Origin of the sequence: uncultured Caulobacter sp., from assembly GCF_937900395.1 — a bacterium.
Lineage (GTDB): Bacteria > Pseudomonadota > Alphaproteobacteria > Caulobacterales > Caulobacteraceae > Caulobacter.
The window spans coordinates 1-25,198 of record NZ_CALCDX010000129.1 but is presented as its reverse complement, the minus strand read 5'-3'; the positions used below and the strand labels follow the sequence as shown (position 1 = coordinate 25,198).

Genomic DNA, 25,198 nt, shown 5'->3' with positions numbered 1-25,198 from the left:
CGAGAGACCCCATGTCCGACATCTTCAAGTTCGACCCCGAGGCCAAGACCGTCACCTTCTCGGGCGACGAGGGGCTGAAGGTGCTGTTCGACCTCTTGCTGCGGGCCAAGTTCGGCGACGGCTACGAGAAGCCGCTGCTGGTCAGCCCCTGGCTGGCGGCTCTGCTCAAGCGCCTGGACCGGGTGATCAACGACGCCGAGCTGCGTTTCCCCGAAAAGGTCGGCCAGCCGATCTTCGACACCGACGACCTCTTGGCCATGGGCGACGCGGTCATCGAGGAAGGCCACACCGTCGGCTGGTGGTCGATGACCGAGGCCGAGCGCCGCGACTATCTTCGCGGCACGATCGCCGCCCCGCATCCCCTGACCGACCTCGAGGTCGAGTTCATCGAAAGCGACATCAACGCGGCCCTGGAGCAGGCCAGGCGCCTGGTCGAGGACGCTTCTCAGCCGCTGGCCCTGCCGGGGCACGGGTGATCCCCCTATAGTGGCGGCATGGCTCACGCCCTGACCGCGCCCGCCGAACTGTCGTTCCGCCGCTATGGCGAGGACGCGCCGCCGCACGCCCACGCCTTCGACCAGATCGTGCTGCCGCGCCGGGGCGTGCTGGAGATGGAGATCGACGGCAGGGGCGGACGGGTCGATCCTGGCCGCGCGGCGATCGTCCCGCTCGGCGCGCGTCACGCGTTCGCCGCCAGCGGCGAGAACCTGTTCGTCGTGGCCGACATCGGCGGCGACTTGATGAAGCCGTTCGAGCGCCTGCGCGAGCGGCCGTTCGCGCCGGTCACCGGCGCGGTGCGGGGGCTGCTGGACTTTTTGGCCGGCGAGGCGCCGGGCGCGATCGATGACGCCGTCGCCAGCCTATGGACGCCTCTCTTGCTGCGGGGGCTCTCGGCGGCGCCCCTCGCGGTCGATCAGCGCCTGGCGCGCGCCATGGGATTGATCGAGACCCGCTTCGACCAGCCGCTCACCGTCCGCGACCTCGCCGACGAGGCCGGGATGAGCCAGAGCCGTTTCTTCGCGCGGTTCGCCGAGGCCTATCGGACGACCCCGCATGCGGCCCTGGTCGATGCGCGGCTAAGGGCGGCCCAGCGGCTGCTCTCCGACACTCGTCTGTCGATCGCCGAGATCGCCGCGCGCACCGGACACGGGGATCAGAGCGCTCTGACCAAGCGCATGAAGGCGACGCTGGGCGTCACGCCGGGCGCGTGGCGCAGACAGCGGTGACCTCAGCCGCGGCGTCGTCAGAGCGCGCCGGTCCGCTTACTTCGCGGCCGGGCGGGGCTTGGCGTGCCACAGCGCGTTGACGATCACCCAGCGCTCGCCGAACCGCCCGAGGTTGAGGTAGTCGACGAACCAGGGCGTTTCCACGCGCGCCACCGCCGCGTCGCCGGCGATGTCCAACACCCTGACGCTGCGGTCCCACTGATCGCGCGGCGTCTTCAGGGCCCCCTGCCGCGTCAGGTCGATGAGCTCGTCTCGGCTCATGCGTCGCAGAGCCAGGGTCTCGTCGGGATCGGGCTTCCCGCGCACGGCGCGCTTGGCGAGGTCTGGGTGCAGGGCGCGGGTGACGCGCGCGACATCCCCCTCCAATTGACCGTCGACATAGTCGTAGGCCACGGCCTCGACCGCCTTCACCGCCGCCGGATCCATCGCCGGCGTGGCGGCGCTGTTGAGCAGCAGGGCAGCGAACATGGCGGCGATCATGGAAGGCTCCGATGGAGATCAGTTGACGCCGAATCCTGGCGGGACGCCAAGCTCCTTACGAAAAGCGACGCTTGAGTGGCAAGCCATCGTTCCTCGAACGTGTGCGTTCAATTCGAGCACGAGAGCCTTCGCCAAGTCTCCCGGAGTTTTCGCCAAAGTCAGCCGCCGCCGGGCCTGCTAACTCCCAACCCATGACGCCCTCCCGCAACCTCCTGCTCGGCCTGACCTGCGGCGTGATCGCCGGGGCGTTCTGGGGCGGGGTGTTCCTGGCGCCGAAGCTGCTGGCCGACTTCACGCCGCTGCAGGCCACGGCCGGACGGTACCTGGCCTATGGCCTGGCGGCGGCGGTGCTGCTGGTTCCGACCGGGAAGAGCGTCTTGGCGCGCATGGACGGCCGCGACTGGCGCGACCTCCTGCTGCTGAGCCTGCTGGGCAACCTGATCTACTATGTCGGCCTGGCGGTGGCCGTGCAGAGCGCCGGCGTGGCCCTGGCCTCGCTGGTTATCGGCCTCCTGCCCGTGACGATCACGCTCGTCGGGGCGAAGCCAGGGGAGGGGACGCCGCTGCGGCGGCTGATCGCGCCGCTGGCCCTGATCGTCGCCGGCGGCGTCTGCATCAACCTGGACGCCTTCGCCGCCGCCGGGCGCGCCGGGGCGGGGCGGACGCTCGTGGGGCTGGCCGGCGCGCTGCTGGCCCTGGCCGTGTGGACCGCCTACGCCGTGTGGAACGCTCGGCGCCTGGCCGCCACGCCGAAGTTCAACAGCCACGAGTGGTCGCTGCTGACCGGCGTCGCCACGGGGCTGCTGTCGCTGATCATCGTGGTCCCGGCTTTCGCCCTCGGGGGCAAGGCGCACGCGGCCGACGCCTGGGGCCTATTCTGGGGCGTCAGCTTCGCGGTGGCGATCGGCGCCTCGGTGATCGGCAACGGCCTGTGGAACGCCGCCAGCCGCCTTTTGCCGCTGTCGCTTTCCGGCCAGCTGATCGTGTTCGAGACGGTGTTCGCGCTGCTCTACGGCTTTCTGCATGAAAGCCGCTGGCCGCGCCCCCTGGAGAGCTTCGCCATCGTGCTGATGCTGGCCGGCGTGCTGTGGTCGGCGCGGCGGTATGGGGCGGGCCAAGCGGAACTCAACACTCCCCTTTAACCCGACTTCCCCGGCGAATGCCGGGGCCCAGATTCATCCTGAGCGGCTTTCGTGTTCGCGCTCCGCGACCGAGCTCTTCGCCGAGGGCTGCGGGCTCGATCTGGGCCCCGGCATTCGCCGGGGAGGTCGGAAGGGACAGCTCTCTCGCAACATGACGCGAACCTGAACGACCGGTCCCGATCGGGTTCAGGGACGGGGGTCTAGAACAGCTATCAACAGAGATAGGAGACCCGCCATGACCACCCTCGGCAAGTTCACCAAGACCGCCATCGCCGTCACGATCGCCGGCGCTCTGGTCGCTCCCGCCACCGCCGCCTTCGCCGGCGAAAAGACCGAGCGCGCCATCCTGGGCGCGGTGATCGGCGGCGTCGCCGGCGCGGCCCTAGGCGATGGCAAGGGCGAGGCGGTCGCCATCGGCGCGGTCGCCGGCGCCGCCCTCGGCGCCACCACGGCCAAGGACAAGGACTACCGTCGCTACAGCCACGGCTATCGCACCGCCCCGCGCTACGACAACCGCTACTACAACACCGGCTATCGCAACGACCGCTACGCCTATGACCGCCACGACCGTCGTTACGACCGCTACGACAATCGCTACGCCTACGGCTATCGCCGCTAACCGATAAGCCTTCCTCGCGGGAGTCCCGATCCCTCCTCCCGCGAGCAAACTGCGCCGTCTCCTCCGGAGGCGGCGCTTTTTCGTGCCGCCGCACCTAAACGTCGTTCCGTTGCGCGCGGCGGGTATCGCGGCGGCGAAATCTGCTATAGCCCCCTCTGGAGGACGGAGTGGTTCGGGCCCGGGCAAGGGGCCGCCGCTCCAGGGTTAGGGAGCGCGCTTAAGGCTCATGGCGGCATCCGGCATCGCCGTTCGAGGACCACGAAGCCTGCTTCGGCAGATTCGCGAGGCCATGGCCGGGGGCGGCCCCGCCCAGGCCAAGCTCGACATGGTGGTGCGCACCATCGCCATCTCGATGGTGGCGGAAGTCTGCTCGATCTATCTGCGCCGCGCGTCCGGCGACCTCGAACTGTTCGCCACCGAGGGCCTGGCCCGCGAGGCCGTCCACGTCACCCGCCTGAAGCCGGGCGAGGGCCTGGTCGGCGAGACCATGCGTCTGGGCCGGCCGCTGAACCTGTCCGACGCCGCCAGCCACCCGGCCTTCTCGTACCGTCCGGAAACGGGCGAAGACCCCTACCACGCCTTCCTGGCCGTGCCCCTGCTGCGCGGCGGCCGCGCGATCGGCGTGCTGGTCGTCCAGAACCGCACCGAGCGGGTCTATGACGAGGAAGAGGTCGAGGACCTGCAGATCATCGCCATGGTGCTGGCCGAGATGGTCAGCTCCAGCGAGCTCTTGGGCGCCGACGAGCTGAAGGACGTCGAGCTGGCGCCGCACAGGCCCGAGCGGCTGAAGGGCGCGCGGTTCGCCGAAGGCCTGGCGTATGGCGTGGCGGTGCTGCACGAGCAGCCGGTCGCCCCCGAGCAGCTGCTGTCCGACGACGCCCTGGCCGAGGAAGCCCGGCTCAAATACGCGATCGAGGCCCTGCAGACCCAGATCGACGAGATGCTGGAGGGCCAGCACGGCCTGGTCGGCGCCTCGTACGAGGTGCTGGAGACCTATCGCCTGTTCGCCCACGACCGGGGCTGGAACCGCAGCCTGGAGGAGGCGGTGCGCTCGGGCCTGACCGCCGAGGCCGCTGTCGAGCGCGTCCGCTCCGAGCACCGCGCGCGCCTGGGCCAGGCCCGCGACCCCTATCTGCGCGAGCGGCTGCACGACTTGGAAGACCTCAACGATCGGCTGCTGCGCCACCTGTCGGGCGACGTACACCACGTGCGGGTCCTGCCCGACGACGCCATCCTGATCGCCCGGAACCTCGGTCCCGCCGACCTTCTGGAATACGACCGCACCAAGCTGAAGGGTATCCTCCTGGAGGAGGGCAGCGCCGCCAGCCACGCCGGCATCGTCGCCCGGGCCCTGGACATCCCGTGCGTGGGCCGCCTGGCCGGACTGCGCGACCGGGTCAGCGAGGGCGACCCCGTGGTCGTCGACGCCGAGACCCAGGAAGCCTGGCTCCGCCCGCGTCCGGACGTGGTCAAGGCGCTGAAGGTCCGGATGGAGGTCCGCGCCCAGCGCAAGGCCGAGTTCGCCCGCCTGCGCGATACGCCGCCGATCACCAAGGACGGCTCCAAGGTCACCTTGCTGATGAATGCGGGCCTGGCCGTCGATCTCGACATCCTGGCCGAGACGGGCGCCGAGGGCATCGGTCTCTTCCGCACCGAGTTCCAGTTCATGGTGGCCGAGGAGCTGCCGCGCCTGGAAGCCCAGACCAGCCTCTACGAGAAGGTGCTGGACGCGGCCGACGGCATGCCGGTGACCTTCCGCACGCTCGACCTGGGCGGCGACAAGCTGCTGCCGTACATGGAGCTGGAGCGCGAGGACAATCCGGCCCTGGGCTGGCGCGCGGTGCGCATGGGCCTGGACCGTCCGGCCCTGCTGCGCATGCAGATCCGCGCCCTGATCAAGGCCGCCAACGGCCGGCCGCTGCGGGTGATGTTCCCGCTGGTGGCCAATGTCGACGAGTTCCGCGCCGCGCGCTCGTTCGTCGATCAGGAAGTCGCCTGGGCCCTGAAGCGTGGCCGGCCCGCGCCGTCGCGCCTGGACGTCGGGGCGATGATCGAGGCTCCGTCCCTGCTGTGGCATTTGGACGCGCTGTTGCCGATGACCGACTTCGTTTCGGTCGGCACCAACGACCTGATGCAGTATCTGTTCGCCGCCGATCGGGGCAATCCGAAGGTGTCGGACCGCTACGATCCGCTGTCGCCGGCCGCGCTGCGGGCGCTGAAGACGATCCAGCAGGCCTGCGCCGACACGGGCACCCAGGTGTCGGTCTGCGGCGAGATGGCGGGGCGTCCGTTGGAGGCTTTCGCCCTTGTGGCGTTGGGTTTTGACCGTCTTTCGATGCCGCCGGCCGGCATTGGTCCGGTCAAGCAGATGGTCCTCTCGCTGGACCGCGAGGCCGCGCGCCGCAACGTCGAGGCGCTGCTGAAGGGCTCGGGCGGATCGCTGCGCGGCGAGATCGAGACGCTGGCGCGCAAGCTTTACGTGGCGGTGTAGAACGCTGTTATCCGGTTAGGCAAGCGGCGCCGGTAAGTACATTGAATCCGGATACTTAGTTTGCTACCCACAAACACTCGTTAAGAATTTCGTGCATGATGGAGTCGGGGAAGCTTCCAAGCTTCGCCAGCGATCTGCACCAGGCGGTTTGAGTTCCAAGCGGTTTCCGGGGGCGCTTAGTCAGTATGCCGCGAGATATGGGCAACGTGGAGCGTTTGCATCTCGACGAGGTCGAGGCGGACCAAGCGCCGTTCGCGGTCGCCGACCTCGTTGCGGATCAGCCCGCCCCGGATCAGGCCGCCGACATCGGCGCCGCCTTGAAGGCCGCCCGCGAGGCGCGCGGTCTCAGTCTGCAAGAGGTCGCCGAGGCCACCCGCATTCGTCAAAGCTATATCGAGGCGCTGGAGGCCATGCGCCTGGAGGGACTGCCCTCGCGTCCCTTCACGATCGGCTATGTCCGCGCCTACGCCGCCCTCCTGGGCATGGACGCCGACGCCGCCGTGGCCCGCTTCAAGGCTGACGCGCCGGACGAGAGCGGCGAGCTGCGCGAGCCGGTCGGCGTGCGCCGCGAGCGCGATCCGCGTCTGGGCCTGATCTTCGCCGGCGGCGTGCTGGTGGTCGGCGCGATCCTGCTGTGGAACGTCGCCCAGCGCGCCATCGCCAAGGACGCCCCGCCGCCCCAGATCGCCCCGCCGGCCGCCTCGAACCAGGTCCAGGCCCACGCCAACAACAGCCAGGTCGCCCTCGGCGCGCCGCTGCCGGCCCCGGTCGAGTCGACCACGCCCGAGCCCTACAAGACCCCCGGCCTCGACGACGCCGCCGCCAACGGCGGGTCGGTGGACGCGGCCAAGGCCGCCGCCAAGGCGCGCGAGGAAGCCGCCGCCCGCGCGGGCGTCGTCGATCCCGCCCACCGGATCCAGGTCGGCGCGCCGTTCAAGCCCAAGGGCGCGATGCTGGGCGCCGCGCCGGGCGAAGGCTCCGGCGTCGTGCTGCAGGCCCGCAAGGCCGCGACCCTGGTGGTGCGCGGCGGGGACGGCCAGGTCCATTTCGCCCGCGCCCTGGCGGCCGGCGACGCCTATCGCGCGCCCCGCACGCCGGGCCTGATCGCCGACGTCTCCGATCCGATGGTGTTCGAGGTCTATTACGGCGGCGCCCTGGTCAGCCACCTGCCGTCCGCCTCGACGGCGCTCGGCAAGCTGGTCCCGGCCCCGAAGGTCGCTCCGGCCGTGGCGCAGGCCGCGCCGGCGGCTACGCCTCCGCAGTAGTTCCCTTCTCCCCTTGCGGGAGAAGGTGGCCGCGAAGCGGGCGGATGAGGGGTTGAACACCCCGTCCATCAACGCCTTCGCGACCCCTCATCCGTCGCCTGGCGGCGACACCTTCTCCCGCAAGGGGAGAAGGGGGCGGGTAAACCCCTTCTATCCGCCCTCAACACCCTCTAAATTACCGCCATGTCCGCTGACCACACGACCGTCCGTCCCTGGCGCCAGATCACGCGTCGCCCATCGCGCAAGATCCGCGTGGGCTCCGTCGAGGTGGGCGGCGACGCGCCGATCTCGGTGCAGTCGATGACCAACACCCTGACCAGCGACGCCGCGGCGACGCTGGAGCAGATCCGCCAGCTGGAGGAGGCCGGCGCCGACATCGTCCGCGTCAGCTGCCCCGACGTCGAGAGCACCCAGGCCTTCAAGACCATCGCCCGCGAGGCCAAGGTCCCGCTCGTGGCCGACATCCACTTCCACTACAAGCGCGGCATCGAAGCGGCGGAGGCCGGCGCGGCCTGCCTGCGGATCAATCCGGGCAATATCGGCTCGCCCGACCGTGTGCGCGACGTCATTCAAGCTGCCCGCGATCACGGCTGCTCGATGCGGATCGGCGTCAACGCCGGCTCGCTGGAGCGCGAACTCTTGGAAAAGTACGGCGAGCCGTGCCCCGAGGCGATGGTCGAGAGCGCCCTCAACCACGCCCGCATCCTGCAGGACCACGACTTTCACGAGTTCAAGATCTCGGTGAAGGCTTCGGACCCGTTCCTGACCGTCGCCGCCTACTACCAGCTGGCCGAAGCCATCGACTGCCCGCTGCACCTGGGCGTGACCGAGGCCGGCGCCACCCGCACCGGCACGGTCAAGTCCTCGATCGGCATCGGCTCGATGCTGTGGGCCGGCATCGGCGACACCATCCGCGTCAGCCTGGCCGCCGATCCGGTGGAAGAGGTCAAGGTCGGCTTCGACATCCTGAAGTCGCTGGGCCTGCGCCACCGGGGCGTCAACATCATCGCCTGCCCGTCCTGCGCGCGGCAGGGCTTCAACGTCATCAAGACCGTCGAGACCCTGGAAGAGCGCCTGGCCCACATCGCCACGCCGATGTCGCTGTCGATCATCGGCTGCGTCGTCAACGGCCCGGGCGAGGCTCTGATGACCGACATCGGCTTCACCGGCGGCGGGGCCGGGGCGGGCATGGTCTACATGGCCGGCAAGCCCGACCACAAACAGTCGAACGACGGCATGATCGACCACATCGTCGAGCTGGTCGAAAAGAAGGCCGCCGAAATCCAGGCGGCCAAGGCGGCCGGAGCCCCCCTCGCGGCGGAATAAGGCGGCCGAATAAGAACGGGCTCGCAAGCCCGCCAGTCTCCGCAGGAGGAGCCTCTCATGACCACCCTGATCCTCAGCGTCGTCGGCAGCGACCGCCCCGGCCTCACCCAGGCCCTGGCCAGCGCCGTGCTGTCGGCCGGCGGCAACTGGCTGGAGAGCCATCTCAGCCAGCTGGGCGGTCTCTATGTCGGCTCGGTGCTGGTCGAGCTGCAGGCGGGCCAGGAAGAGGCCCTGCGCGCGGCGGTCGCGGCGGTGGACGCCCACGGGCTGGAAGTGCGGATCGCCCCGACGGTCGCGGCGCCCGCCGCGACCGGCGAGCTCCTCCAGCTCGGCGTCGTCGGCCAGGACCGGCCGGGCATCGTCCACCAGGTCACCGGGGTGCTCAGCGACCTGGGCGCCAATATCGAGAGCTTCGGCTCGCGCCTCAGCATCGAGCCGCACCAGGGCGCGCCGCTGTTCCACCTCGACGCCCGCTTGCGCCTGCCGCCGGGCCTGACCGCCGGCGCGGTGCAAGACGCCCTGGAGGCGATATCCGGTGAGATCATGGTCGATATCGCTCTGACCCCGGCGGGGTAGCTCAGCCTTCCAGCTGGTAGCGCTTGCTGCGCGCGGCGATGTCCGGGTTGATCGCCAGCGCCTTGGCCTTGTCCGCGTCGGCCTCGGCGACCTTGCCCAGGCGGCGCTGGACGAGGCCGCGGGCGTAGAGCGACCAGGCGGCGCGAGGCGATCCCTTCAAGGCGGCGTCGTAGTCGACCAACGCCTTCTCCAATTCGCCGCGGCGGAAACGGACCAGGGCGCGGCTGTCCAGGAAGGCCGGATCGCCAGGACGCAGCCGCAGCGCGGCGTCGCAGTCGCTCATCGCCTTGTCCAGTTCCCGGTTCAGCAGCGCCCGCGCCCAACAGCGTCCGTTCAGCGCCTCCGCGCGGCCCACGTCCTCCGGATGGCTTTTCAGCCATAGATCGTAGTTGGTCAGGGATTGCTCGGGCGCGTCGAGGGCGGAATACAGGCCGCCCAGGCGCAGTCGGGCCTGGGCGGACGGCGCCAGGGTCTCGTCGGCGGCCTTGAGATCGGCCAACGCTCCGGCGGGATCGCGCGAGCCGCGGCGCAACTGGGCGCGGGTCAAACGCGCTTCGACGTCCTTCGGGTCCAGCGCGATGGACTTGTCCAGGTCGGACGCGCCCAGCAGCAACTGATGATTGGAGAGGCGCGCCCGGGCGCGCTGCAGCCAGTAGTCCGCGTCCTCCGGCGCCAGGGCGATGGCCTTGTCGAAATCGGCGATGGCCGCGTCGAACTTGCCGTTCGAGGCCAGCACCGCGCCTCGCCGGGCGTAGCCTGGCGCATCGGTCGGCTCGGCCTCCTTGTCGGTGAGGTCCACCGCATTGCCGGCGTGATCGACCGCCCTCTTGGGGCTGATCCCGAACAGCGGCCCGCCTTCGTAGGTGAAGAACATCCGGCGGTTCTGGTTGTCGACGAAGACCCGGTGGCTCAGGAAGAAGTCGATGCCGATCAGCATGTCGGCGTCGCTCAGCTCGCCCTCGAAGATCCGCAGCCAGGGCTTGCTGATCACCTCTCCGCCGATATCGATCTTGTCGAACCGCGCTTTCCAGGTCTTCACGCGCTTCTGACCGACGCCCCAGCTGAAGCCGTCCAGGGGCAGGCCGTCCTTCTCCGGATTGACGCCCAGGCGCTTGGCCGCGTCCAGCGTAAGGAGCGAGGTCGAAGCGCCGGTGTCGAACATCGCCTTGAGCTTGACGCCGTTGACCTCGACCGTGCCCACCGTGTGCCGGTTGACCTCGTCCGTGGAGGCGATGCGCATGATGGTTACAGGCTTGTCCCCGGCCCAGTAGGCCAGGCCGATGTCGCCGCAATCCTTGGTCTTCATGAGCCGCACGGCCCCGTGGCCCAGGTCGTATTCCACGCCGGCCAAGCCGAGGATGTTCTGGCCCAGGAAGCCGGCATAGCGCGTCGAGCTGCCGCCGACCGCGAACTCGATTCGAGACAGCTTCTGTCCGGCGATCACGAACTCCTTGGCCGTCGCCACGCCGAGCGAGGTGTCGCCGCCCACGCCCTTCAGGCGCGGATTGCCTCTCAAGCCGCCCACCGATAGGCCCAGCTCCTGCGCCGCGCCGGCCGACATCGTGCTGTAGAACGCGCCGCTGTCGACGATGAAACGCGCCTCGCGCCCATTTATCTGGGCCGTCATGACCGGCGCTGGGCCTTCCATGGTGATGGGGATCTCGGCCAGCTTCATGACCTGGCATTTCGACGCCGCCAGGGTCGGGGTGGACAGCAAGGCAAGCGCCAGGGCGGCGACCGAGACGCGCAACGCGGAAACCATCAACGACACCTCGCCCTTAGCGACAGCAGAGCCGCTTCACCCGTAAAGCGATCTTCCTATGCCGGCTCGCGTTCGGCAAGCGTCTCCCAAGGCTTCGCCTGCGCGCATCAGCCGCGGCCCTTGAAAGGGACGGGCGGCGCACCATCTGTTATCCATAAGCCGATCGTCCGCTTATGCTTTCGCGCCGCTCTAGGGCCCGAACTTTCAGGACGAGGCTTCGTACGCTCATCGCCGTTATCGATGGCCGCGAGCGATTTCCCATCCATCCTGTCTTCGGAGCCAGCGATGTCGCCGGCTCCTGTTTTGGAATGTCATGAATACCGTTACCCACCGCGAGGCCGCCGTTCGGCGTGAGCTCCGCAACCAAACCCCGCGACGCGCCGCGCCGCAGCCGGTTCGTCCGGCGCAAACCGAATGGGCCTGGCCTGGCATGACCCGCGCGGATCTCCGCGCCGAGATCATCGACCAGATCGGCTAACCGGCGATCAGCGCCGCCCGCTCTGCCGCCGTCAGCGGCCGCCAGCGGCCTTCGGGCATGTCGCCCAGGTCCAGGGGGCCGATCCGCACGCGGAACAGGTCCACCACCTTCAAGTCCACGAGGTCGCACATCCGGCGGATCTGCCGGTTGCGGCCTTCCCTCAAGACAAAGCGCAGGCGCTGGTCGGAGATCACCTCGACCTCCGCCGGCTTCAGTTCGCGGCCGTCGAGCTCGAGGCCGAAGCGCAGCAGCTCCAGCTTCTCCTCGGTCAGCTCGCCCATGACGGCGACGCGATATTCCTTCTCCAGATCCGACTGCGGCCCGATCACGGCCTTGGCCACCACGCCGTCCTGCGAGAGCAGCAGGAGGCCGCGCGAGTCCTTGTCGAGGCGCCCGACCGGCGGGATCAGGTCGCCCGACTGCGGGATCGCCACGCCCGCCGCGTCGCCCCACAGGTTGGCCCGCGTCAGCAAGCGCGCGGCCGGGACCTGGCCGGGGTCCGGCTGGGCGGAGACCACGCCGCGCGGCTTGTGGATCAGATAGGTCGGCGTGGCGTCCAGCTTGGCGGTGGCGCGATCGGCCAGCACCAGGGTCTGGCCCGGCTGGATCTTGCGGCCGACGTCTTCCACGACCTCGCCGTCGATCGAGACCAGGCCGTCGCTGATCAGCTGCTCGGCCTCGCGGCGCGAGCAGACGCCGCTCTGGGCCAGCCACTTGTTGACCCGCTGCGGCTCGGCTTCCGCATAGGTGCGGGTCCAGCTCATCAGCTAAAGCTCTCTTCCAGGCTCGCCAGGCGCTCGGCCTGGTCCTCGGCGATCAGCGGGTTGATCACGTCGTCGAGGGCGTCGCCTTCCATGATCCGCGACAGGTTGTAGAGGGTCAGGTTGATCCGGTGGTCGGTCACCCGCCCTTGCGGGAAGTTGTAGGTGCGGATGCGTTCCGAGCGGTCGCCGCTGCCGACCTGGCTCTTGCGGGCCTCCGAGCGGGCGCTGTCCAGCGCTTCGCGCTGCATGTCATAGAGGCGCGCCTTCAGGTTCTTCATCGCCCGGGCGCGGTTCTGGTGCTGCGACTTTTCCGAGCTGGTCACCACCACGCCGGTCGGCAAGTGGGTGATGCGCACGGCCGAGTCGGTCTTGTTGACGTGCTGACCGCCCGCGCCCGACGAGCGGTAGGTGTCGATCCGCAGGTCGCTTTCCTTGATCTCGATCTCGACGTCCTCGGCCTCGGGCAGCACCGCGACCGTGGCGGCCGAGGTGTGGATGCGGCCCTGTGCTTCGGTGGCCGGCACGCGCTGCACGCGGTGGACGCCGCTTTCGAACTTCAGCCGGCCGAACACGCCCTCGCCGGTGATCGAGGCGACGATTTCCTTGTAGCCGCCCATTTCGCCTTCCGAGATGCTGTCGATCTCGACCTTCCAGCCGTGCAGCTGAGCGTAGCGCTGGTACATGCGGAAGAGGTCGCCGGCGAACAGGGCCGCCTCGTCGCCCCCCGTGCCAGCCCGGACTTCGAGAATTGCGGAAGCGTTCTCGTCCTTGTCCTTGGGGGCCAGCATCAGGGCCAGTTCGCGCTCGAGGGCGGGCAGCTTCTCGTCCAGGTCCGCCATCTCGTCGCGGACCATGTCGGCCATTTCCGGATCGGCGGCCATGACGTCCAGCTCGGCGCGCTCGGCGGTCAGTTTGGCCAGGCGCTCGACGGCCTCGGCCACGGGCTTCAGCTCGGCGTGCTCCTTGGAGAGCTTGACGATCTCGGCGCCGTCGGTGGCCGCGCCCATGCGGGCCTCCACTTCGCGGAAACGATCGAGAACCTGGTCGAGGCGGGCCTGGGGAAGTCGCAAGGGAGGTTTCGCGCAGCTTTGAAGGGACGGGTCGGTCTCTCTAGAACCTTTCCGGTCCAAAGTGAACGGCCGGGGAGCGACGTTTGGCCGCGTCCCCGCGTCGGCGATCCTTAGCGCCAGCTTAGCCATTCTCCGCGAACGGTGATCTCGCAACCGACGAGGAGGAACCCGCGCGATGACGCGCCTGCAAAAGAAGCTGTCCGCGCCCCTGGCGCTGATCGCCATCGGCATGGTGGGACTGCTTCTGTCGGTGATGGTGCTTCTGGCGGAGCAGATCGATCGCGAGGCCCAACACCATGACCGCGTCCTGGTGGAGCGCGGCGTCGCGGCCAAGATCCAGGAGGTCGAAAACGGCCTGAAGCCGGAGGTTCTCTGGGACGAGGCGGTGCGCCGCCTCGACAATCGTTATGACGACGCCTGGGCGCGCCAGAACATTGGAGCCTATCTGGTCGAGCAGTCGGGCTTCGACCAGGTCTTCGTGCTGGACGGCGAGGACCGGGCCCGGCTGGCCCAGGAGGGCCACCATATCCTGACGGCCGACGAGGCCGCGCGCCGCATCGCGGTCCTGGCCCCGCTGATGGCGAAGCTGCGCGCGCTGGAACGCGCCTCGCCGTCCGCCAAGGGCCCTTCGGACCATGGCGGGGTGGTCTCGGACCCGGTGCAGGTCAGCGCCGCGGCGAAGATCGGAGACGGCGTCTATCTGGTGACCTCCAGCCTGGTGCGGCCGGACTTCGGCCAGGCGGTGATCCGCCACGCGCGGGCGCCGGCGGTGGTCACCGCCCTGAAGCTGGACGGGCCCGTCCTGAACGACTTCGGCCAGCGCTTCCTGCTGGCGGGCCTGCACCTGCACCACGTCGACGCCACGGACCAGCCCGACGACGCCCACCTGGCGCTGCGCGACGCGGCGGGGCGCGTCGTCGCCACCCTCGATTGGATTCCGCCGCATCCCGGCCAGCGCCTGCTGCGCAAGACGATCGGTCCGGTGATGATCGTGGTTCTGGCCCTGACCCTGGCGACCATTCTGTTGGCCCGTCGCGGACGGCTGATCGCCGAGGGGCTGGTCACCAGCGAGGCGCGCGCCAAGCACCTGGCCTTGCACGACGGCCTGACGGGCCTGCCCAATCGACTGCTGTTCGAAGAGCGCCTGCGCCAGGCGATCGACGGCCTGGACCGCAGGCCGCGGGCCATGGCGGTGCTGGCGATCGACCTCGATCGCTTCAAGGCCGTCAACGACACCCATGGCCACGCCGCCGGGGACGAGCTGATCCGCAAGGTCGGCGAGCGCCTGGCCGCCGTCTGTCGCGGCGGCGAGACGGTGGCGCGCCTGGGCGGCGACGAATTCGGCGTGGTGGCGACCGACCTCGACGCCAACGGCGCGGCGATCATCGCCGAGCGACTGCTGAAGACCCTTTGCAGTCCGATGGAAATGTCGTTCGGCGTTCACTTCGTCAGCGGCTCGGTCGGGGTCGTGCTGGTCGAGCCGGCCGAGGCCCATATCGGCGCCGCCGAAGCCGCGCGGCGAGCCGATGTCGCCCTGTATCGCGCCAAGAGCGAAGGCCGGGGCCGCTACTGCTTCTTCGAGGACGCCATGGACGCGGCCCTGAAGGGGCGGCGGAGCCTGGAAGAGGATCTGCGGGCGGCCGTGCGCAATGGCGAGGTCCGCCTGGACTACCAGCCGCAGGTCGACGCCGCCGACCGCATCGTCGGGGTCGAGGCCCTGGCCCGCTGGTCGCATCCCACGCGCGGCGATATCCCGCCCGACGCCTTCATTCCGATGGCCGAGGACTGCGGCCTCAGCGAGGAGATGGGCCGCTACGTCCTGCGGCGCGCGCTGGCGGACAGCGTCCGCTGGCGAGGTCTGCAGGTCGGGATCAACATCTCGGCCCGGCAGATGCGGCGCGCCGGCTTCATCGACGAACTGGCCGAGCTGCTGAAGGAGACCGGCGCCAATCCGCGGCAGCTGGCCCTGGAGATCACCGAGGGCGCGCTGCTGGGCGATGGCGAGGGCGCGCACGACACGGTCGACCGCCTGCGGCACATGGGCTTTTCGCTGGTGCTGGACGACTTCGGCGTCGGGTGCTCCAGCCTGTCCTACATCCGTCGCTATCCGATCGACCGGATCAAGATCGACCGCAGCTTCGTCACGCCACTGGGCCTGGACGCCGACGCCGAGGCGGTGGTCGCGGCCATCGTGCGCCTCGCCAAGGCGCTGAGCCTGTCGGTGATGGCCAAGGGCGTCGAGACCCTGGCCCAGCGCGAGATCCTCAAGACGATCGGTTGTTCCCGGGCCCAGGGCTTCCTGTTCAGCCCGCCGGTCCCGGCCGAGGCCATCGACACCCTGATCGCCCAAGGCGGCCGCATCCATCCCCCGGCGCAATCCGACGCGGCGTAGGGGGGGGAAGCCCACGGCCTTAGGGTGGGCTTCCCTAAAGCGGCTCTTATCAGCTTAGCGGGAACGCGCGATTGTATTCGGCGTGGCGACCATTCTCATTGTGCCATGCTACAGCACGCAATGCGTCGGCGCGTGTAAGATAGATTTCTATAGTCAAAAGTTCCGCTCTGTGTGGTGCGGAATAGAATGTCACTGAAACGCGATTATTTATCATAATATATTCCGAATTAAAATCTAGCTGTGCCTGTAATTGACAGCTAATGAAGATGATCTCTCTTTTGCTGTGTGGCAAGCGGCAGATTGCCAAAAGAAAGGCCCCAGCGCTTTCACGCTGAGGCCTTGAGAAGGGCGCCCCGCCAAGGCGACGGGGCAGGGGAGGAAGGGTTACTTCAGCTTGGCGCTCAGCGAGACGCCCCAGACGCGCGGCTCGTTGTAGACGGCGGCCATGTAGTTCTCGATCACGCCCTTGAGGTTCTTCTCGTTCGTGATGTTGCGGCCGAACAGGGCGATCTCGTAGCCCTTGTCGAGGTTCTCGTAGCCCAGCTTCACGCCGCCCTCGAAGTTACCCTTCGAGTAGAACTCCTCGGTCTTGTAGAGCACGAAGTTGGTGTAGCCCTGGACGTTCCAGTCCGTGGCGATGAAGACGCGGCGGTCGTCGGCCACCGGCACGTCATAGCGCGCGGTGAAGTTCAGGTTGTACTTCGGCGCGTTCGGCAGCGGCTGGCCGTCGATCTGGGCGAAGGTGTTGGAGCCGACCTTGATGGTCGGGTTCTCGACCGTGCAGACCACGATCCCGTTCAGGGCGCAGACCTGGGCGTAGACGCGCTTGTCCTTGATCTCGCTATGCAGCCAGCTGGCGCCGGCGGTCAGCAGCAGGTTCGGGATCGGGCGCCATTCGGCGTCGGCTTCCAGGCCGTAAGCCTTGGCCTTGTCGGCGTTGAACAGCACGCCGTTGCCGTTGCTGTCGTTGCCGTTCAGCTGGATGTCGCTGACCTCGTAGGTGAAGGCCGAGGCGTTCAGGCGCAGGGTGTTGTCCAGCAGGCGGCTCTTGAAGCCGGCTTCCCACGACAGGATCGTTTCCGAGTTCGCGGTCGTGAAGTCGGCGTTGAACACCGCCGAACGGCCCTGGATCGTCGGGCCGCGGAAGCCCTTGGCGACGCGGGCGTAGACGCTGAAGTCGTCGGTGGCTTCGTACAGGGCCGACAGGTCCCAGCTGGGCTGGGTGTCGGCCAGGCGCACGTAGCGGCGGCCAGTATAGGTGACGACGCCGGCGGCGGTGTCGGCGGTCTTCAAGAGGTTGGTCTTCTTGACGTCCTTGGTCTCGCGGGCGCCGGCGGTGATCGTCAGCTTGTCGGTGACCTTGTAGCTGGCCTGGCCGAACACGGCCCACGAGGTGTTCTCGTTACGCAGGGCCACCCAGTTGTTCGGGTTGGCCTTGGTGAAGTAGGCGCGCTGGTAGAAGTTGGTCAGGTCTTCCGAGCTGAACACCATGCCGCCGACCTGCCACTTCAGGCGGCCGTCGCTGTTGCTGGCCAGGCGGATTTCCTGGCTGACCTGGTCCAGATCCTTCAGCTGGCCCATCGACTGGCCAAAGCCGTTCGGAACGCCGTTGACCGGGAAGTTGGCCGCCGCGCCGCCGTCGGTGTCGCCGCGGCTCTTGCCCTTGGCGGCCTCGTAGGCGCTGATCGAGGTCAGGGTGACCGGGCCGAAGTCGTAGGCGATGTTCAGGCTGGCGCCTTCCATCTGGTAGGCCTGCGGATTGTTGTCGGCCTCGTCATAGGCGACGCTGTCGCGCGGGGCGTTCGGCTTGTTCGAGCCCTTGGTCAGGGCGTTGCGCAGGAACAGGGTCGAGGTGCCGTCGTAGTCGCGGGCGTGGGCCGAGGCCAGCACGGTCAGCTTGTCGTTCGGCGTGGCCAGGATCTGCAGGCGCACGTCCTTTTCGTCATAGCCGCCCATGGCGTTCTTCTTGGGCGTGACGGTGCCGTCGGCGCTGACGCCCGAGAAGGTGTTGTCCACCCAGTCGTCGCGGTGCTGGTAGAGGGCCGACAGGCGGAAGGCCAGCTTGTCCTGGACGATCGGACCGCCGATCCCGCCGTCGAAGGTGGTCGTGCCGTAGCTGCCGTACGAGGCCGAGAAGCGGCCTTGCAGGTCCTGGGTCGGCTTGGCGGTGTCGAACTTGATGATGCCGGCGGTGGTGTTGCGGCCGAACAGCGAGCCTTGCGGGCCGCGCAGCACTTCGACCTGCTTGATGTCGAACATCGGGTTCGACTTCAGGGTCACGTGCTCGAGAACGACGTCGTCCTGGATGATCGTCACGGGCTGCGAGGCGCCCAGGTAGAAGTCGATGTTGCCCAGGCCGCGGATGTAGAAGCGCGGGAAGATCCGGCCCGTGGTGGTTTCGGCGTAGAGGCTGGGGACGCGGCCGGACAGGGCCAGGATGTCCTCGCCGCCGGCCTGGACGGCGCGCAGCTGGTCGCCGCCGACCGCGGCCACCGACAGCGGCACGCGCTGCAGGTTTTCCGAGCGGCGCTCGGCGGTGACGACGACTTCTTCGAGCGCCGTGTTGGGCTCGGCCGCCTGACGGGCCTGGGCCGCCGAGGCGACGCCCAGCAGGGAGACGCCCAAGAGGCACGCCAGCTTGAGGGAGGATTGTTGACGCATGAAAGAGACCTTGTTCGCGGCCTTGTGGCCGTCGTTCGAGAGACGCGAGGCGCGAGCAGGGCGCGCGATGGACATCGCGCCAAGGCCCCACGGCGGATCACGCCCGCGCTATAGGCCGGTTCCATGTCAGTTCAATGAAAATCTTACTTACTTGGGAGGCGGGCGAAGCCGTTCCTGAGCCATCAGCCCTATTTCATCCGACTTCCCCGGCGAATGCCGGGGCCCAGATCGAACCCCTCTGAGGTCGGGGAGATTGCAGGGCCGAAGGGCGCGATCACTCAAACCCCTCCGGATGAATCTGGGCCCCGGCATTCGCCGGGGAGGTCGGATGGTGTTGCAATTTTAGATTGATTTGAGGCGCGGCCGTGGCTCAAGCTCAGCCATGGCGTTCTACGTCTACATCATGGCCAACCGGCGCAATGGAACCCTCTACATAGGTTCCACCGACGATCTGGCGCGTCGCGTCTTCGAGCACCAAAGCCAGGTGCGCGGTTTCACCGCGAAGTATGGTTGCACGATGCTGGTCTGGTTTGAGCCGCACGACAGCCGAGAGAGCGCGCTCATCCGGGAGCGCCGGCTGAAAGAATGGCGCAGGTCTTGGAAGCTGATGCTGATTGAGGAAGCCAATCCAGACTGGCGGGATTTGGCGTTGGAGTTTCTGGGCTGAGCTCTACCTTTTATCCCGACCTCCCCGGCGAATGCCGGGGCCCAGATTCATCCGGAGCGGTTTGAGTGTTCGCGCCCAAAAGCCCCGCCAACTTCCGATCGCTAGCGGGTTCGATCTGGGCCTCGGCATTCGCCGGGGAGGTCGGTTCTATGTTTTCCTCCCCGCCAAATTCACCGCCACCGCGGCCCGCACCAGGGCCTTGAACGCCGCCTCGTCGAACGCCTCGTCCTGCCGGAAGTCGATCGCGCGCCGCACATTGCCGTCCAGGCTGGAATTGAACAGCCCCATGGGGTCGGGCACGGACGCGCCCTTGGCGAAGGTGGTCTTTACATAGGCCTTGTAGGTCTCGCCGGTGCAGAGGATGCCGCCGTGCGACCACACCGGCTTGCCCCACTTCCACTCCTCGACCACGTCGGGATCGGCCTCGTGGATCAGCTTGCGGAGTTTCGCCAGGATCTCGCCGCGCCAGTCGCCCAACTCGGCGATGGCCTGGTCGATCAGGTCGGAGACCGGGACGCCCTCGGGGGCGGGCTTCATCTTGCTCATGGCGACCTCACATGCGCTCGCCGGGCAGGGCGGCGGCCTGGGCGATCCAATCGGACAGCTGGGTCTGGTCCAGCACGTCGTCCTCGTGGATGTGGAAGTAGCGCACGTCCGCCTGCTTGGACGCGACCGGCGGCGGCGGAGTCAGCTGGGCGCCCTTGAAGAAGGCCAGCTTCACGTACCGGGCATAGACGTGGACGCCCAGGAACCAGGTTCCTTCCTCCATGCCGTACAGGGGCGAGTTCCATTTGACGGCCTTCTTCACACCCGGCGCGGCGGCATCGACCAGTGCGTCCAGCCGCGCGCCGACGGCGTTCTTCCAGCCGGGCATGGCGGCGATATAGGCCTGCACCGGACCGTCGCCGTAGCCCTTGGCGATCTGCGGATTGCCGCCGGACAGCAGCACGGGCTTGTCGGGCATCTTCGCCTCTCAGGTCCTGGGGCGGGCGCTGCTCCGCCATCTCAGCGCGTAGGGCAGCGCGAACAGATATAGGCCCGTGGCGGCGAGCAGGATCAACGGGACCAGGGCGAACAGTCCGACCCAGTAGGGCGGTTGGCCTCTCATCATCGCGATCATGTAGCCGAGGACGCCGGCGATGAAGGCGATCGAAAGCCAGCGGTGGACCTGGCGCGTCAGGCGGCTCATGGCGGTCATCCTTCCTGGCTGAGTACGGTTTCGAGCTTGTCGAGGAAGCCCTTCCAGCCGGCGTGGGCGCCGCCGAAGGCCTGCTTCTGGTCGGGGCGGAAGCCGGACTGCTGTACGCGCAGATGCGTGCCCTTCGCGGTGGGCGTCAGGGTGAAGGTCACGACGCTGGTCAGGTCGTAGGCCGGGTTTTCGTGGCGGTGGTTCCAGCTGTAGGACAGGCTGTGGGGCGGCTCGAGGCTGAGCACCTCGCAGTCCAGCACGCCGCCCCAGTCGCCCCGCAGGTTGAAGCGATGGCCGACCGTGGGCTGGAAGTCGTTACGCATCAGCCATTCCGCCATCAGGTGCGGCTGGGTCAGGGCTCGCCACAGCTTCTCGGGCGGATGGGCGATCTCGCGCTCGATCACGACGGTCTGGAGCTCGCCATGGGGGCTCTGGGCCGGGCTGGTCATTGGTCCATCCTGTTCAAGAGGTCTTCCAGGGCGTCGAAGCGGGCTTCCCAGAAGCCGGCCATCCGGCCCGTCCAGTCGACCAGCGGGGCCAGCGCCCGGGGGCGGGCGCTGTAGTGGGTTTCGCGGCCCTCGCGCCGGTCGTCGACCAGGCCGGCCGCCTTCAGCGCCGCCAGGTGCTTGGACACCGCCGGCTGGCTGACGCCGGCCCGCGCCGTCAACGCGCCGACCGTCTGCTCGCCGTCCTGGCACAGCCGTTCGAACAGCGCCCGGCGGGTCGGATCGGCGAGGGCGCGGAAGAGGTCGTCGGGCGCGGGGGACATCAAACTCATAACTTTCAAGTTATGGGTCGTTTCATAACTCTGAGGTTATGGATGAGTCAAGCGCCTAGCTCGCCCGGGCCTGGGCCAAGGCCTGGGCCAGGGTCTCCAGCGAGAAGGGCTTGGAAATGAACGGCCAGTCGCCGGCGCGGGCGCGGCCCTGGTCGCCGCCGACATAGCCCGAGCACAGCACGACGGGCAGGCCGGGGCGCGAGGCGGCCAGATGCTCGGCCAGGTCCACCCCGCTCTTGCCGCCGGGCATGATCACGTCGCTAAGCACCAGCTCCACCGCTGGATCGGTTTCGAGCCGCGAGAGGGCGTCCTCGACCCCGCCGGCCCGGACGACCGTGTGGCCCAGGTCGCTGAGCATCGCCTCGATCAGCTCGGCCACCTGCGGATCGTCCTCGACCAGCAGCACGCGCGATGGCGTCTGGGCGCGGATGTGGTCGATCTTCTGGGCCTGATCGCGCGGCGCGACCGCCTCGACCACGGGCAACAGCAGGGAAATGGTCGAGCCCTGGCCGACCACGCTCTCGATCTCGACCGAGCCGCCGCTCTGGCGGGCGAAGCCATAGACCTGCGAGAGGCCAAGGCCGGTGCCCTCGCCGGGCGGCTTGGTGGTGAAGAACGGCTCGACCGCGCGGGCGATCGTCGCGGCGTCCATGCCCGAGCCGGTGTCGCGCACCGAGACCTTCAGATAGGCGCCGGGCTCGAGCTCGCCGCGCGGCTCGGTCAGCGTGACCGCGCCGGATTCGATGGTGACCGCGCCGCCGGGCGGGGTCGCGTCGCGGGCGTTGACGACCAGGTTCAGCAGGGCCGCCTCGAACTGTCCGGCGTCGATCCGCGCCGAGCGCACGCCCGCGCCCAGACGCAGCTTGAAGCCGTAAGCGTCGCCCAGGGCGCGCTTCAGCAGCTCCTCGCTCTCGGCGATCAGGCCGTCGACGCGGCGCACCTCGGGCTTTAGCGGCTGGCGGCGAGCGAAGGCCAGGAGGTGCTGGGTCAGCTTCTCGCCGCGCTTGGCCGCCGCCAGGGCCGCGTTGATCATCCGCTCGCGCCGGCGTTCGTCGTCGGGGTGGCGCGCGACGACGTCCAGGGCGCCGATCACCACGGTCAGCAGGTTGTTGAAGTCGTGGGCCACGCCGCCGGTCAGCTGGCCGATGGCCTCCAGCTTCTGGGCCTGCAGCAGCTGGGCCTGGGCCGCGTCGCGCTCGGCCACGGCCGCCGCCGCGCGCTCGCTGAGCAGCTCGTTGATGTTGGTCAGGTTCTCCTCGGCGCGCTTGGCGTCGGTGATGTCGAAGGCGATGCCGGAGAAGCCGGAGAAGGCGCCGCTGGAATCCAGGCGCGGTTGCGAGAACGATTTCAGCCAGCGCCATTCGCCGTCGGCGCGTCGGTAGCGCCCCTCCAGGCTGAACGGCTTCAGCGAGGCCTCGCCCGCGATCTGGGCCTTCAGAATGTTCGGCAGGTCGTCGGGGTGCAGGCGCGAGCGCCAGTCCAGCGTCAGCGCTTCGTCGTAGGACAGGCCCGCGAAGTCGACATAGGCCTGGTTGACGAACTCGCGCGCGCCGCCCGGCCGCGTGGTCCACATCAGCGCCGGAGCGCTGTCGGCCAGGCTGCGGAAGCGCGCCTCGCTCTCGCGCACCCGCTCCTCGGCGCGGCGGCGGTTGGTCACGTCGAAGTTCAGGCCGATCATCCGGGTCGGCTTGCCGGTCTCGTCGCGGATCACCTCGCCCCGGCCATGCACCCAGCGCTCGCCCTGACTGGTGTCGGCCAGACGGTATTCGACCTCGTAGTCCTCGGACCCGGCCAGCGCGGCGCGAACCCGCTCGCGGGCCATCTCCTGATCGTCGGGATGAACATACGTGGCCATGTCGGCCAGCCGGATCGGACCTTCCAACGGCGCGCCAATGTTCCGCCGAGCGGCGGGCGAGAAATAGAGCTCGCCGGTCTCCAGATCGAACTCCCAGGGACCGACGCCGGCGGCGGTCTGGGTGACGCGCAGCCGCTCCTTCGCATCGGCCAAGTCCCGCTTGACCTTGGCCAGGCCCTGGATGGCCCCGCGCAGGCCCTCGGCGACCGCGACCACCATCGCCGCGCACAGCAGGTAGATGACCATGGTCGCCAGCTCGTCCTCGGACAGCGGCGCGCCCTCTCGGCCGCCCCACAGCCACCAGCCGAAGACGGCGCCGGCCACGGTCGGGACGAGGCCCCAGCGCCAGCCGGCGTACAGCGTCACCATCATGACGGCGGGGAAGAACGGCTGGGTCGCCCCGACGCCGCCATGCAGTCCCAGCAGGGCGATCCGGATCAGCACGGCCATCCCGACCCCGATCAGCGCGGCCAGCGCGCAAAGCGGCGCCGGTGGTGGAACCGGAGGGATCAGCCATGCGCTAATCAGGCCGTGAATGCGTCCATGCTCGTCGGGAGCAAGGGGCGGGGCGTCTTTGTTCTCCATCTTCGTCCCAGCAAAGATGTCTTGCGCGGAAGATGGGCACGCTTACCTAAGACAAGCAACACGGGAGATCACGATGGCCGATGCGCTGAACACCGGACTGAGCGCCAAACAACGCTCCGACATCGCCGCGGCGCTGAACAAGGTTCTGGCTGACAGCTACGCTTTGTATCTCAAGACGCACGGCTATCACTGGAACGTCCGCGGCCCGAATTTCCAGTCGCTGCACGTGCTTCTCGAAGGCCAATACACCGAGGAGTGGACCGCGCTGGACGCCATCGCCGAGCGCATCCGCGCCCTGGGCGAGCTGGCTCCGCAAGGCTACGCCGCCTTCGGCAACCTCTCGAGCATCAAGGACGGCAATCCCGAAGGCGACTGGGAGGCCATGCTCAAGGAGCTGCTGGCCGACAACGAGACGGTGATCCGCACCCTGCGCGACAGCTTCCCGGTCGCCGACGAAGCCGGCGACGAAGCCACGGCCGACCTCTTCACCCAGCGCCTGCAGGCGCATGAGAAGCACGCCTGGATGCTTCGCTCCACGCTCGGCGGCAAGTAGCCGCCAGAGGGCGGGGTGGGGACCCTGAGCGCATCGCCCGTTCGCAAGGCCGCCGCGACCGCCCTGGTCGTCGGCGGTCTTTGCGCGTGCTCGACCACGACCTACTACGTCGCCGCCGGCGAGGGCCGCGAGGCGGGGCTCGTGCGCGTGACCGGCAGCTTCAGCGACAAGGGCCTGGCCCGCTATGTCGCCGACTACGATCCGGCCATGCTGGCCCTGGCCAAGCGCCATGACCCGCGTCCGCACACCGACTATTGGGGCCGCGTCGAGGGCTGGGAGGTCATCGATCTCAAGGCGATCCCGCGCCTGGGCGACCGCGAGCCGGATTTCGAGGAGGCGCGGATCATCAACGCGCTTCGTCCCGCTGTTCCGGACGGGCTGGAGCCGGCCAAGCCGTTCGTGCTGACCGGCTCCGCCGACGCCCGGGCCAAGGCGCTGAAGTGCCTGACTCAGGCGGTCTATTACGAGGCGGGTTTCGAGCCGGGGGAGGGCCAGATGGCCGTGGCCCAGACCGTCATCAACCGCATGCGCCATCCGGGCTATCCGAAGTCGATCTGCGGGGTGATCTACGAGGGCGCGGCGCGGGCCACCGGCTGCCAGTTCAGCTTCGCGTGCGACGGCTCCCTGGCGCGCGAGCCGGCGGCGGCGATGTGGGCCAACGCCGAGGCCGTCGCGCGGCGAGCCTTGAAAGGCTTCGTGTTCAAGCCGGTGGGCACCGCCACCCACTACCACGCCGACTATGTGGCCCCTTATTGGGCGCCGACCCTGGTCAAGCTGAAGCAGTTCGGCCAGCACATCTTCTATCGCTGGACAGGGCCGTCGGGGACGCTGGCGGCGTTCAAGGGCCGCTACTCCGGCAACGAGACCGTCTCGGCCGATATCCTGTACGCCGCCGACCCGCGCACGCTGGAGGCCGCCCCGCCCGAAGTGCTGGCCGCCCAGGCCGTCCCGGCGCCGCCGGCGGCGACGGGGGCCGTGGCCCAGATGCTGGGGGTCTCGAACCTGGTCCTGCCGGGCGCGACCCTGGTCACCGTGCCCGACGCCAACGCGCCGAACGGCGAGCGGGTGGTGGCCCAGGGCGTGGTCGCCGGCCGTCGCATCCCGACCGCCGAGGAGATCGCCAAGATCAACAAGGCGCTGGAGGCCGTGACCGAAGCGCCGCCGCCCACGGTGGCTGCGCCCGCCGCGCCGCCCCCTCCGCCGCCCAAGCCCAAGCCCAAGCCCCGGCCGCCGAGTTTGTTGAATCCGTTGAATTAGGGGGCTCTAGATGCTCCCCCGCGATGCGGGGGAGCTGTCGCGGAGCGACTGAGGGGGCGAGC

Annotated in this window: 24 protein-coding genes; 13 read left to right on the top strand and 11 right to left on the bottom strand. The window is 68.8% G+C overall.

The genetic code is table 11. The annotated features are described in order from the left end of the window. The first annotated feature begins 11 nt into the window (after window positions 1-11). Together Q0379_RS10910 and Q0379_RS10905 are read left to right on the top strand one after the other, a co-directional pair. The gene (locus Q0379_RS10910) at window positions 12-476 is read left to right on the top strand and encodes a hypothetical protein (RefSeq protein ID WP_299008271.1); all 465 of its coding nucleotides are present in this window, start codon (window positions 12-14) and stop codon (window positions 474-476) included. Window positions 477-494: 18 nt separating this feature from the next. Beyond that, window positions 495-1,226 carry an AraC family transcriptional regulator gene (locus Q0379_RS10905; protein ID WP_299008269.1) on the top strand — a complete coding sequence of 244 codons (732 nt, stop codon included), beginning with the start codon at window positions 495-497 and terminating at the stop codon, window positions 1,224-1,226. Between the two features lie 36 nt (window positions 1,227-1,262). Here the strand turns inward: Q0379_RS10905 and Q0379_RS10900 are convergent, their stop codons facing one another. Beyond that, window positions 1,263-1,706: a nuclear transport factor 2 family protein gene (locus tag Q0379_RS10900; RefSeq protein WP_299008267.1), complete on the bottom strand. Its 444-nt coding sequence runs from the start codon at window positions 1,704-1,706 to the stop codon at window positions 1,263-1,265. A gap of 191 nt (window positions 1,707-1,897) precedes the next feature. Between Q0379_RS10900 and Q0379_RS10895 the strand changes: the two genes are divergently transcribed. The 6 genes from Q0379_RS10895 (at window position 1,898) to Q0379_RS10870 (ending at window position 9,125) form a co-directional block, all read left to right on the top strand. Then, entirely contained in the window at window positions 1,898-2,848 is a 951-nt protein-coding gene (locus tag Q0379_RS10895) for a DMT family transporter (RefSeq protein WP_299008265.1), read from the top strand. A 235-nt stretch (window positions 2,849-3,083) separates the two neighbouring features. Beyond that, window positions 3,084-3,467: a hypothetical protein gene (locus Q0379_RS10890; protein WP_299008263.1), complete on the top strand. Its 384-nt coding sequence runs from the start codon at window positions 3,084-3,086 to the stop codon at window positions 3,465-3,467. Between the two features lie 226 nt (window positions 3,468-3,693). Further along, complete coding sequence (gene ptsP / locus Q0379_RS10885; protein ID WP_299008261.1) at window positions 3,694-5,958, top strand: phosphoenolpyruvate--protein phosphotransferase; 2,265 nt, start codon at window positions 3,694-3,696, stop codon at window positions 5,956-5,958. A 185-nt stretch (window positions 5,959-6,143) separates the two neighbouring features. Continuing rightward, window positions 6,144-7,223: a helix-turn-helix domain-containing protein gene (locus tag Q0379_RS10880; protein WP_299008259.1), complete on the top strand. Its 1,080-nt coding sequence runs from the start codon at window positions 6,144-6,146 to the stop codon at window positions 7,221-7,223. A gap of 183 nt (window positions 7,224-7,406) precedes the next feature. Continuing rightward, window positions 7,407-8,549 (top strand): flavodoxin-dependent (E)-4-hydroxy-3-methylbut-2-enyl-diphosphate synthase, encoded by a 1,143-nt coding sequence (gene ispG / locus Q0379_RS10875; protein WP_299008257.1) that lies wholly within the window; start codon window positions 7,407-7,409, stop codon window positions 8,547-8,549. A 57-nt stretch (window positions 8,550-8,606) separates the two neighbouring features. Next, on the top strand, window positions 8,607-9,125 hold the full coding sequence (locus tag Q0379_RS10870) for an ACT domain-containing protein (RefSeq protein WP_299008255.1): 519 nt from the start codon (window positions 8,607-8,609) through the stop codon (window positions 9,123-9,125). A gap of 1 nt (window position 9,126) precedes the next feature. Here Q0379_RS10870 and Q0379_RS10865 read toward each other — a convergent pair whose 3' ends face one another. Continuing rightward, the gene (locus Q0379_RS10865) at window positions 9,127-10,887 is read right to left on the bottom strand and encodes an aspartyl protease family protein (RefSeq protein ID WP_299008253.1); all 1,761 of its coding nucleotides are present in this window, start codon (window positions 10,885-10,887) and stop codon (window positions 9,127-9,129) included. A gap of 313 nt (window positions 10,888-11,200) precedes the next feature. On the opposite strand from Q0379_RS10865, the gene Q0379_RS10860 reads away from it, so the two are divergent. After that, the gene (locus tag Q0379_RS10860; protein ID WP_299008251.1) at window positions 11,201-11,365 is read left to right on the top strand and encodes a hypothetical protein; all 165 of its coding nucleotides are present in this window, start codon (window positions 11,201-11,203) and stop codon (window positions 11,363-11,365) included. On the opposite strand, the gene Q0379_RS10855 is transcribed toward Q0379_RS10860, so the two are convergent. Continuing rightward, window positions 11,362-12,129 (bottom strand): pseudouridine synthase, encoded by a 768-nt coding sequence (locus tag Q0379_RS10855; protein WP_299008249.1) that lies wholly within the window; start codon window positions 12,127-12,129, stop codon window positions 11,362-11,364. The two genes, Q0379_RS10860 and Q0379_RS10855, sit on opposite strands and share 4 nt — an antisense overlap. Further along, entirely contained in the window at window positions 12,129-13,199 is a 1,071-nt protein-coding gene (gene prfA, locus Q0379_RS10850; protein WP_299008247.1) for a peptide chain release factor 1, read from the bottom strand. The genes Q0379_RS10855 and prfA overlap by 1 nt, the downstream gene beginning before the upstream one ends. A gap of 175 nt (window positions 13,200-13,374) precedes the next feature. Between prfA and Q0379_RS10845 the strand changes: the two genes are divergently transcribed. Continuing rightward, window positions 13,375-15,591 carry an EAL domain-containing protein gene (locus Q0379_RS10845; RefSeq protein ID WP_299008245.1) on the top strand — a complete coding sequence of 739 codons (2,217 nt, stop codon included), beginning with the start codon at window positions 13,375-13,377 and terminating at the stop codon, window positions 15,589-15,591. 384 nt (window positions 15,592-15,975) lie between these two features. Here the strand turns inward: Q0379_RS10845 and Q0379_RS10840 are convergent, their stop codons facing one another. Further along, on the bottom strand, window positions 15,976-18,252 hold the full coding sequence (locus Q0379_RS10840) for a TonB-dependent receptor (RefSeq protein WP_299008231.1): 2,277 nt from the start codon (window positions 18,250-18,252) through the stop codon (window positions 15,976-15,978). Between the two features lie 382 nt (window positions 18,253-18,634). On the opposite strand from Q0379_RS10840, the gene Q0379_RS10835 reads away from it, so the two are divergent. Then, a complete protein-coding gene (locus tag Q0379_RS10835; protein WP_299008228.1) occupies window positions 18,635-18,919 on the top strand; it encodes a GIY-YIG nuclease family protein in 285 nt (94 codons plus the stop codon). A gap of 147 nt (window positions 18,920-19,066) precedes the next feature. On the opposite strand, the gene Q0379_RS10830 is transcribed toward Q0379_RS10835, so the two are convergent. The 6 genes from Q0379_RS10830 to Q0379_RS10805 all read right to left on the bottom strand — a co-directional run bounded on the left by Q0379_RS10830 (window position 19,067) and on the right by Q0379_RS10805 (window position 23,326). Then, entirely contained in the window at window positions 19,067-19,465 is a 399-nt protein-coding gene (locus Q0379_RS10830; RefSeq protein ID WP_299008226.1) for a DUF1801 domain-containing protein, read from the bottom strand. A 7-nt stretch (window positions 19,466-19,472) separates the two neighbouring features. Beyond that, the gene (locus Q0379_RS10825; protein ID WP_299008223.1) at window positions 19,473-19,883 is read right to left on the bottom strand and encodes a DUF1801 domain-containing protein; all 411 of its coding nucleotides are present in this window, start codon (window positions 19,881-19,883) and stop codon (window positions 19,473-19,475) included. A gap of 9 nt (window positions 19,884-19,892) precedes the next feature. After that, entirely contained in the window at window positions 19,893-20,108 is a 216-nt protein-coding gene (locus tag Q0379_RS10820) for a hypothetical protein (RefSeq protein ID WP_299008220.1), read from the bottom strand. A 5-nt stretch (window positions 20,109-20,113) separates the two neighbouring features. Next, window positions 20,114-20,557, bottom strand: coding sequence for an SRPBCC domain-containing protein (locus Q0379_RS10815; RefSeq protein WP_299008217.1), 444 nt, complete (start codon window positions 20,555-20,557; stop codon window positions 20,114-20,116). Next, window positions 20,554-20,877: a metalloregulator ArsR/SmtB family transcription factor gene (locus Q0379_RS10810; protein WP_299008214.1), complete on the bottom strand. Its 324-nt coding sequence runs from the start codon at window positions 20,875-20,877 to the stop codon at window positions 20,554-20,556. Before Q0379_RS10810 ends, Q0379_RS10815 begins: the two co-directional genes overlap by 4 nt. A 64-nt stretch (window positions 20,878-20,941) precedes the next feature. Next, entirely contained in the window at window positions 20,942-23,326 is a 2,385-nt protein-coding gene (locus Q0379_RS10805; RefSeq protein ID WP_299008211.1) for a PAS domain-containing sensor histidine kinase, read from the bottom strand. A gap of 73 nt (window positions 23,327-23,399) precedes the next feature. On the opposite strand from Q0379_RS10805, the gene Q0379_RS10800 reads away from it, so the two are divergent. Beyond that, complete coding sequence (locus Q0379_RS10800; protein ID WP_197426746.1) at window positions 23,400-23,879, top strand: Dps family protein; 480 nt, start codon at window positions 23,400-23,402, stop codon at window positions 23,877-23,879. A gap of 15 nt (window positions 23,880-23,894) precedes the next feature. Further along, window positions 23,895-25,136, top strand: coding sequence for a cell wall hydrolase (locus Q0379_RS10795; protein ID WP_299008207.1), 1,242 nt, complete (start codon window positions 23,895-23,897; stop codon window positions 25,134-25,136). The last annotated feature ends 62 nt before the right edge of the window (window positions 25,137-25,198 follow it).

Bases quoted from the DNA above. Each gene is read 5' to 3' on its own strand.
- Q0379_RS10910 (WP_299008271.1), top strand. From the start codon at position 12: ATGTCCGACATCTTCAAGTTCGACCCCGAGGCCAAGACCGTCACCTTC.
- Q0379_RS10905 (WP_299008269.1), top strand. From the start codon at position 495: ATGGCTCACGCCCTGACCGCGCCCGCCGAACTGTCGTTCCGCCGCTAT.
- Q0379_RS10900 (WP_299008267.1), bottom strand. From the start codon at position 1,706: ATGATCGCCGCCATGTTCGCTGCCCTGCTGCTCAACAGCGCCGCCACG.
- Q0379_RS10895 (WP_299008265.1), top strand. From the start codon at position 1,898: ATGACGCCCTCCCGCAACCTCCTGCTCGGCCTGACCTGCGGCGTGATC.
- Q0379_RS10890 (WP_299008263.1), top strand. From the start codon at position 3,084: ATGACCACCCTCGGCAAGTTCACCAAGACCGCCATCGCCGTCACGATC.
- ptsP (WP_299008261.1), top strand. From the start codon at position 3,694: ATGGCGGCATCCGGCATCGCCGTTCGAGGACCACGAAGCCTGCTTCGG.
- Q0379_RS10880 (WP_299008259.1), top strand. From the start codon at position 6,144: ATGCCGCGAGATATGGGCAACGTGGAGCGTTTGCATCTCGACGAGGTC.
- ispG (WP_299008257.1), top strand. From the start codon at position 7,407: ATGTCCGCTGACCACACGACCGTCCGTCCCTGGCGCCAGATCACGCGT.
- Q0379_RS10870 (WP_299008255.1), top strand. From the start codon at position 8,607: ATGACCACCCTGATCCTCAGCGTCGTCGGCAGCGACCGCCCCGGCCTC.
- Q0379_RS10865 (WP_299008253.1), bottom strand. From the start codon at position 10,887: ATGGTTTCCGCGTTGCGCGTCTCGGTCGCCGCCCTGGCGCTTGCCTTG.
- Q0379_RS10860 (WP_299008251.1), top strand. From the start codon at position 11,201: ATGAATACCGTTACCCACCGCGAGGCCGCCGTTCGGCGTGAGCTCCGC.
- Q0379_RS10855 (WP_299008249.1), bottom strand. From the start codon at position 12,129: ATGAGCTGGACCCGCACCTATGCGGAAGCCGAGCCGCAGCGGGTCAAC.
- Q0379_RS10845 (WP_299008245.1), top strand. From the start codon at position 13,375: ATGACGCGCCTGCAAAAGAAGCTGTCCGCGCCCCTGGCGCTGATCGCC.
- Q0379_RS10840 (WP_299008231.1), bottom strand. From the start codon at position 18,252: ATGCGTCAACAATCCTCCCTCAAGCTGGCGTGCCTCTTGGGCGTCTCC.
- Q0379_RS10835 (WP_299008228.1), top strand. From the start codon at position 18,635: ATGGCGTTCTACGTCTACATCATGGCCAACCGGCGCAATGGAACCCTC.
- Q0379_RS10830 (WP_299008226.1), bottom strand. From the start codon at position 19,465: ATGAGCAAGATGAAGCCCGCCCCCGAGGGCGTCCCGGTCTCCGACCTG.
- Q0379_RS10825 (WP_299008223.1), bottom strand. From the start codon at position 19,883: ATGCCCGACAAGCCCGTGCTGCTGTCCGGCGGCAATCCGCAGATCGCC.
- Q0379_RS10820 (WP_299008220.1), bottom strand. From the start codon at position 20,108: ATGAGCCGCCTGACGCGCCAGGTCCACCGCTGGCTTTCGATCGCCTTC.
- Q0379_RS10815 (WP_299008217.1), bottom strand. From the start codon at position 20,557: ATGACCAGCCCGGCCCAGAGCCCCCATGGCGAGCTCCAGACCGTCGTG.
- Q0379_RS10810 (WP_299008214.1), bottom strand. From the start codon at position 20,877: ATGTCCCCCGCGCCCGACGACCTCTTCCGCGCCCTCGCCGATCCGACC.
- Q0379_RS10805 (WP_299008211.1), bottom strand. From the start codon at position 23,326: ATGGAGAACAAAGACGCCCCGCCCCTTGCTCCCGACGAGCATGGACGC.
- Q0379_RS10800 (WP_197426746.1), top strand. From the start codon at position 23,400: ATGGCCGATGCGCTGAACACCGGACTGAGCGCCAAACAACGCTCCGAC.